The sequence below is a fragment of the Novosphingobium sp. KCTC 2891 genome (assembly GCF_025938155.1).
GTDB lineage: Bacteria > Pseudomonadota > Alphaproteobacteria > Sphingomonadales > Sphingomonadaceae > Novosphingobium.
Genome location: NZ_JAPCZG010000020.1, coordinates 25,550 through 32,293, shown reverse-complemented (window position 1 = coordinate 32,293; position 6,744 = coordinate 25,550). Strand labels below are relative to the sequence as shown.

Here is a 6,744-nt window from a genome sequence, read left to right as displayed (position 1 = left end):
AGCAAGTCCGCAGGATGAACCTCGGACAAAGCCCCGCCAGCCTTGCCACGCCCCATCGGCGATCGCGCGATGTCAACGATAACCGGATTGTTCTGCATCACTCGATCGTTCCACATGTTTGCCTATACAACTGAAAAACTGCTTACCCCCACGCAACAAATCAGCCACGCACTCACAACACCCAAGCAAACGTCCCTGCGCCTCAGGTCAAAACTCGATCATCACTCGATCGATATACACGAGGAGAAGCGCCCGGACGCGATCTGCGTCAGGAGGATCCGATCAAGCACGATGCGTGTCCCGATGATGCTGTGGATCAGCTTGGTGTAGCGTATTTCTTTTGTTCGAGCCGGGCGATCGTGCGTGCGTGCACTTCATCCGGACCGTCTGCGATGCGCAGGGCACGCACGCGCGCGAACAGCGCGGCAGTGCCTGCGTCGCTATCCAGCCCCCCTGCCCCAAAAGCCTGAATGGCATCGTCGATCACGCCCAGCGCCATGCGAGGAGCGGCCACCTTGATCATCGAGATTTCGAGGCGAGCCACCTTGTTGCCCACCTTGTCCATCATGTCGGCGGCCTTCAGCGTGAGAAGGCGCGACATCTCGATGTCGATGCGCGCATCGGCAATGCGCTGCTCCCACACCGAATGCTCGATCAGGCGCTTGCCAAAGGTCGAGCGGCTCATCAGGCGGCGCACCATCTTTTCCAGCGCGACTTCGGCCATGCCAATGATGCGCATGCAGTGATGGATGCGGCCCGGCCCCAGACGTCCTTGCGAGATCTCGAAGCCGCGGCCTTCTCCAAGGATCATGTTGCTGGCCGGCACGCGCACGTTGTCAAACGTCACGTCGGTGTGACCGTGCGGCGCATCGTCGTAGCCGAAATTGGTCATGTTGCGACCGATGGTGACGCCCGGCGTGCCGATCGGCACGATTATCTGCGAGGCCTGCTGGTGGCGCGGGGCATCGGGATTGGAGCGTCCCATCACGATCATGAACTTGCAACGCGGGTCACAGACGCCCGAAATCCACCACTTGCGCCCGTTGATGACATAGTCGTCACCATCGCGCACGATGCTGGTCTGCATGTTGGTGGCGTCCGACGATGCCACGTCGGGTTCGGTCATGGCATAGGCCGAGCGGATCTCGCCGGCCATGAGCGGACGCAGCCACTGCTCTTTCTGCTCGTGCGAGCCATAGAGATGCAGAAGGTCCATGTTGCCGGTATCGGGCGCCGAGCAGTTGAACACTTCCGATGCCCAGGTGATGCGGCCCATTTCCTCAGCCAGCGGCGCATATTCGAGGTTGGTCAGCCCCGCACCGTGAAAATCGCCTTCGTCATGGCTGGAAGGGCACATGAACAGGTTCCACAGCCCCTGTGCCCGCGCCTTGGCCTTCAAATCCTGAAGCACGGCGGGCTGGTTCCAGCGATCCTTGCCCAGTTGCTCGTAATACGTGGGCACGGCCGGATAGACATGTTCGGCCATGAAAGCGCGCACGCGGCCGAGCCACTCGTGCTGGCGGGGGGAAAGATCGAAATCCAAGCGATGCTCCTGAAATTGGAAAGTGGATCAGGCGCGGGCGATGATCCGCCGCGCCTCGTCCAGCAGGGCCACCGCCGAGCGGTGGAGCCGCTCGCCAGTGGCCGGATCGGCAAGGCCCGCCTGCGCCCGGGCATGCGAGCCTTCAAAAATGAGGCCTAGTTTGTAGCAGGCCAACACCTCGAACCACGGCAGATCCGACAAATCACGGCCAGACCGTTCGGCATAGCGATCAATCATTTCGGCGCGGGTCGGAAAACCGTCGAGCCGGGAGACACGCATCGTGTAAGGTCGCGCCTCGCCGCCATCGGGCCAGCTAAGCAGGATGCGGCCAAGATCGACCAGGGGATCGCCAAGCGTCGCCATTTCCCAGTCGACCACGGCACGCAGCGTGCCGTCTTCGGCAAAGATGCCGTTGCCCACGTGATAATCGCCATGAATGATGCCCGGCTGCATCGCACGGGGGCAGTTCGCGGCAAGCCAATCGCCCACTGCGGTGACATCGCCCAGCGCGGCCGGACCATCCCATCCCTCGAAGCGGGCATAGCTTTCCAGTTCGGATGCCCAACGCCCGACCTGGCGTTCAAGAAAGCCATCGAGCTTTCCGAAGTCCGACAGGCCGGCAGCCACATGGTCGACCCGCGAAAGGGCTGCGAGGGCATCCATCATTTCAAGGCCCATGCGGTGGCGCACAGCCGGATCGGCTTCTACCGCGGGCGGCAGGGCCAGCGTGGGATTGAAGCCATCGACCGCTTCCATCACATAGAAAACGGCCCCGATCACTGAAAGGTCGGTGCACCCTGCAACAAGGCGCGGATGCGGCACCGCGCTGCCTTCCAGCGCAGAAAGGACGCGGATTTCCCGCGTCAGCAACGTATTGCTGTTGGGGCGCGGCTTGGCCGGGGGATGGCGCAAGACCATCTCGCGGCCATCGCAGGCGAAGCGAAGCACGATGTTCTGCGTGCCGCCCGCCAGAAGCCGGGGATTGACGATGGCCTCGGTCCCGACGAGGCCCAGCGTGTGGAGCCAGCGACCGATCGCCTCCAGATCCACGGGGATTTCGGGCGATCCGTTGGTGCCCGGCATTTCAAGAGCTGCTTGCGCGGTAGGGTTGTCCATCTGGGCCATGTGTTGATCCTTGGTGGTGCCGCCGTGCCAAGGCAATAAGCCGCCCGGTCAAGTTCACGCACAGCCAAGTGACAGGCGAGCAAGAGGCAAGAGGGAGGCAACGCCGCCGGCGCGACCTCCCGCGCTGCATCTCAATCCAGAACGAAGTCTTCCATTCTTACTTCGCGCACAAGGCTATACGTCGTGGAGGGCCGCAGCGGGTTGTTGACGCCCTGCCGCCCGTGCTCGTTGAGGTAGTAGGACTTGTGGCCATCCAGCGCCCACAGGCAGGATGCTTGCTCCTCATCGAGCCTGGCGTTGTAGGCATCGTGGACATCGCGGCGACATTCCATCGCGCGATGGCCGCTTTCCAGCATCTGGACAATGGCTTGAACCGAATACCGGGCCCAGATTTCAAGCCAGCAGAAAAGCCCGCCGGCGCGTGCCTGCATGTTGGGCCCATAGATGATGAACATATTGGGGAATTCGGGAACCGTGACGCCAAGATAGGCGCGCGCCCCGTCCTTTTCCCAGGCCTTCTCCAAAGTCGTGCCATTGCGGCCGACATAGTGCGTCGGCCAAAGGTAGCGCTCGGCCTTGAAGCCGCCGGCCACCACAATCAGGTCGAGTTCGTGCTCCGCGCCGTCGGCGGTGACGATGCCCTTGGGCGTGACCCGCTCGATGCCCTCTGTCACCAGCGAAACATTGGGCCGCTTCAGCGCGTCGAACCAGCCATTGTCGACCACCAGTCGCTTGGCGAACGGGGGCCAGTTCGGCATCAGCTTGCTCGCCATCGCAGGATCATCGGGAAACTCGGCCAGAACGCCATCCCGCACCGCCTCGAGCAGGGCATCGTTCTGCGGGTTCACCTTGCCGCCCTTCGCCCGCCATTCGTGGTCCAGCACCTGCAAGGCGCCATCATCGGCAAACAACGTGTAGAAGACCGAAAAAACGTGCCAGTTCCAGTAGTTGGGGATGTGCTGCAACAGCCACTGGATTTCTTCCGGCACTTCGTCTCGGTAACCCGGCATCTTCGATACCCAGTGCGGCGAGCGCTGGAAGACGTCGACATGCCCGGCATCCTGCGCCACTTTCGGCATCAGCTGTGCACCTGTGCAGCCCACGCCGATAATGCCCACCCGCTTGCCTGTGTAATCGAAGCTGTGGTCCCAGTTGGTGGTGTGGAAGATTTTGCCTCCAAAGGTCTCGATGCCTGCGATATCGGGCATGTTGGGCGCATTGAAAAGGCCCGCACCGCTGATGATGGCATTGCCGACCAGCGCTTCCTCAGTGCCATCCTTGCAGCGCAGAGTGGTCCGCCACAATTTGGCGTCCTCGTCCCAATGTGCCTCGGTCAACTCGGTGCCGAAGCGGATCTTGCCGCGCAGGTTGTAGCTGTCGGCCACGTGGCGGATATACTCCAGCAGCTCGGGCTGCGTGGCGAAGTAGTGCTTCCACGGGTAGTTCTTGGTGACGGTCAGCTGGTAGTGATAGCTGGGGATATCCACCCGCGCGTCGGGATAGGTGTTGGTCAACCATGTGCCGCCCACATCGTCATTGCGTTCGATGATGGTGTAGGGAAGACCCAGCCGGTCGAGCTGGATGGCCGTGACCAGCCCTGAAACCCCTGCCCCCACGACGATAACGTGAAAGCCTGCCTTCACGTCGGCGGGGATGTCCCTGTTCCATTCCACACCGCGCGGAAAAGCATCGAAGTTCAGCTCTTCGCGTCCGAAGTTGAAGATATAATCGTTGGGCTCCTCGCCCGAGAACAGCTCCATCATCTTGCGCAAGGTGGGCTCGTCGGGCGCGCCTTCCGGTTCTTCTGCGCGGCTTGCAGCGCCCGAGCGCAGGAAAGCCAGCGCCTTTTCCCTGACCGCCTGCGCGTGTTCTGGCGCGAGCACGACCATTTCGAAAGCGCCGCCCCAATAGGGTTCGCGCACAACGTTCATCCGGGCGAGTTCTTCATCCCCCGTCGCCTGGTACAGTGCGATGCGCAGCGCGTTGAGGTTGGCCATGTCTAGCGCACGACGAACCATTTCCTCGTCAAGACCGGTTACGGTCGGTTCTGCGAGTGTTGCCATTTAGAACATCCTTCCCCAGGCTGGCCGGCGCAATTGGGCGCGCGCCGGTCCATATTTTTTCGATGAATTTCAGGCGTCTGCGGCTTCCATGAGCCGAGCATCCTCAAGCCGTGGCGCCGCCTTGCGACCGCGCGCCAGCTTGCCCGGCAATGCGCCGGTGGGAAGGCCGTTGCGATAGACGATCTCGCCGTTGATGATCGTGGCCACGTAGCCTTGCGAACGCTGCGTCAGTCGCCGCCCGCCTTCTGGAAGGTCGAAGGCAATGCCTGGCGCTTCCAGGCGCAAGTTGTCGTAGTCGATGACATTCAGATCGGCATTGTAACCCGGTGCCACCACGCCGCGATCGTTGAGCCCGATCAGCGAGGCCGTGTCATGAGTCAGCGCACGGATAGCCTCGGGAATGCCGATCCGCTCGCCCCGCACACGATCGCGGGTCCAGTAGCTGAGCAGGAATGTCGAATAACTGGCATCGCAGATGATGCCATAGTGCGCACCACCATCGCCCAATCCCAGCACGATGTCGGGATGGCGCAGCATTTCGAGGGCTGCGTCGAGATTGCCCTTGGCATAGTTGGCAAAGGGCAGGAAAATCGCGGCCTGCCCATCATGCGACAGCAGCAGGTCATAGGCCAGCGCCTCGGCCGTAATGCCCAAGGCTTGCGCGCGCGCCGCCAGCGAGGTTTCGGGCAGAGGTTCGTAGTTCAGCGGGTTGGTCACTTCGTACATGCCGTCGAACAGGTCGAGCGTATCGGCCACGGGCAGCGGGTAGGCGATCGAGGCTTCCGACAGGATGCGTGCGCGCACTTCCGGGTCGCGCATCCGCCCAAGCCGCTCCTGGATCGGCAGGTGCGCAATTTCGCGATAGGACGGCTTGAGGAAGAACGGGTGGGCCGACAGCTCAAGACCGAACAGCATGCCTATGCCGCGCGGCAGGGACTGTGCGCCCATGCGCGCGCCGCTGGCGTTGGCGCGGCTCACCAGGTCCATGATCTCGCGCCACTTGTTCGGATCCTTGTGCATTTCGGCGATCGGCATCGTCATCACGCGGTCGGCGCTGCGGGCGACACGTTCCAGCAAGGCAAATTCTTCAGGCAGGTTCTGTGCCCCGCCGAAATCCACGGCCACCTGCAGGATACCGTCGCCATTGTCGCGAACTTGCGCCGCGATTTCCGACAATTCCGCCTCGTCCGCATCGAGCGTGCAGATTTTTTCGCCCGAGCTGCTCTTGTGAAACAGGCTGCGCGAAGTGGAAAAACCAAGCGCACCCGCGCGCATGGCCGCACCTGCGATTTCAGCCATGCGGGCGCGGTCTTCCGGGGTGGATTTTTCGCCGGCGGCGGCGCGCTCGCCCATCACATAGACGCGCAACGGCGCATGAGGCAGGTAGCTTGCCACGTTGATATCATGCGGGCGGGCTGCCACGGCATCGAGATACTGCGGATAGCTTTCCCATTCCCACGTCAGCCCTTCAGCCATGACCACGCCGGGGATGTCCTCCACCCCTTCCATCAACTGGATCAGGCGCTGGCGGTCTTCGGGCCGACACGGTGCAAAGCCCACGCCGCAGTTACCCATCAGCACGGTCGTGACGCCATGGTTGGAGGAAGGCGACAGCGTCGATTCCCAGATGACCTGTGCGTCGTAATGGGTGTGAACATCCACGAAGCCGGGGGTTACCAGCAGGCCGCGTGCGTCGATTTCTTCCGTGCCGGATCCGTCCACGGTGCCCACGGCGACGATCTTTCCATCACGGACAGCAACATCGGCGACGAAGGGCGTTCCGCCCAATCCATCGACCACCGTGCCTTGGCGCAGCACGATATCATAGAGTTCTTCAGGCACGGTTTTTTCTCCCAGCGGCCATTCACGCGTGGCGATTTCCCGTCCGGGAGAGTGCCACTGCATGATGCGTTTTTGATCGGTGACGCGACCACGATAAGGCCGCGATCGACGCACCTTTCCGGTCCGTCTTGCAGCTCGAGAGTGCATGCTCGCCGCAGGTGCTGTCGAGCG

4 protein-coding genes are annotated in these 6,744 nt (G+C 62.2%); all 4 read right to left on the bottom strand.

The genetic code is table 11. The features are described 5' to 3' along the window. Nucleotides 1-316 precede the first annotated feature (316 nt). Nucleotides 317-1,543 carry an acyl-CoA dehydrogenase family protein gene (locus OLX02_RS19595; protein ID WP_264425576.1) on the bottom strand — a complete coding sequence of 409 codons (1,227 nt, stop codon included), beginning with the start codon at nt 1,541-1,543 and terminating at the stop codon, nt 317-319. A gap of 27 nt (nt 1,544-1,570) precedes the next feature. Beyond that, nucleotides 1,571-2,668 carry a phosphotransferase family protein gene (locus OLX02_RS19590; protein WP_264425574.1) on the bottom strand — a complete coding sequence of 366 codons (1,098 nt, stop codon included), beginning with the start codon at nt 2,666-2,668 and terminating at the stop codon, nt 1,571-1,573. Nucleotides 2,669-2,799: 131 nt separating this feature from the next. Further along, entirely contained in the window at nt 2,800-4,731 is a 1,932-nt protein-coding gene (locus tag OLX02_RS19585; protein WP_264425572.1) for a flavin-containing monooxygenase, read from the bottom strand. A 69-nt stretch (nt 4,732-4,800) separates the two neighbouring features. Continuing rightward, nucleotides 4,801-6,573: an N-acyl-D-amino-acid deacylase family protein gene (locus tag OLX02_RS19580; RefSeq protein ID WP_264425570.1), complete on the bottom strand. Its 1,773-nt coding sequence runs from the start codon at nt 6,571-6,573 to the stop codon at nt 4,801-4,803. Nucleotides 6,574-6,744 lie beyond the last annotated feature (171 nt).

Excerpts from the sequence above, each read along its gene's own strand:
- OLX02_RS19590 (WP_264425574.1), bottom strand. The coding sequence starts at position 2,668 with ATGGCCCAGATGGACAACCCTACCGCGCAAGCAGCTCTTGAAATGCCG.
- OLX02_RS19585 (WP_264425572.1), bottom strand. The coding sequence starts at position 4,731 with ATGGCAACACTCGCAGAACCGACCGTAACCGGTCTTGACGAGGAAATG.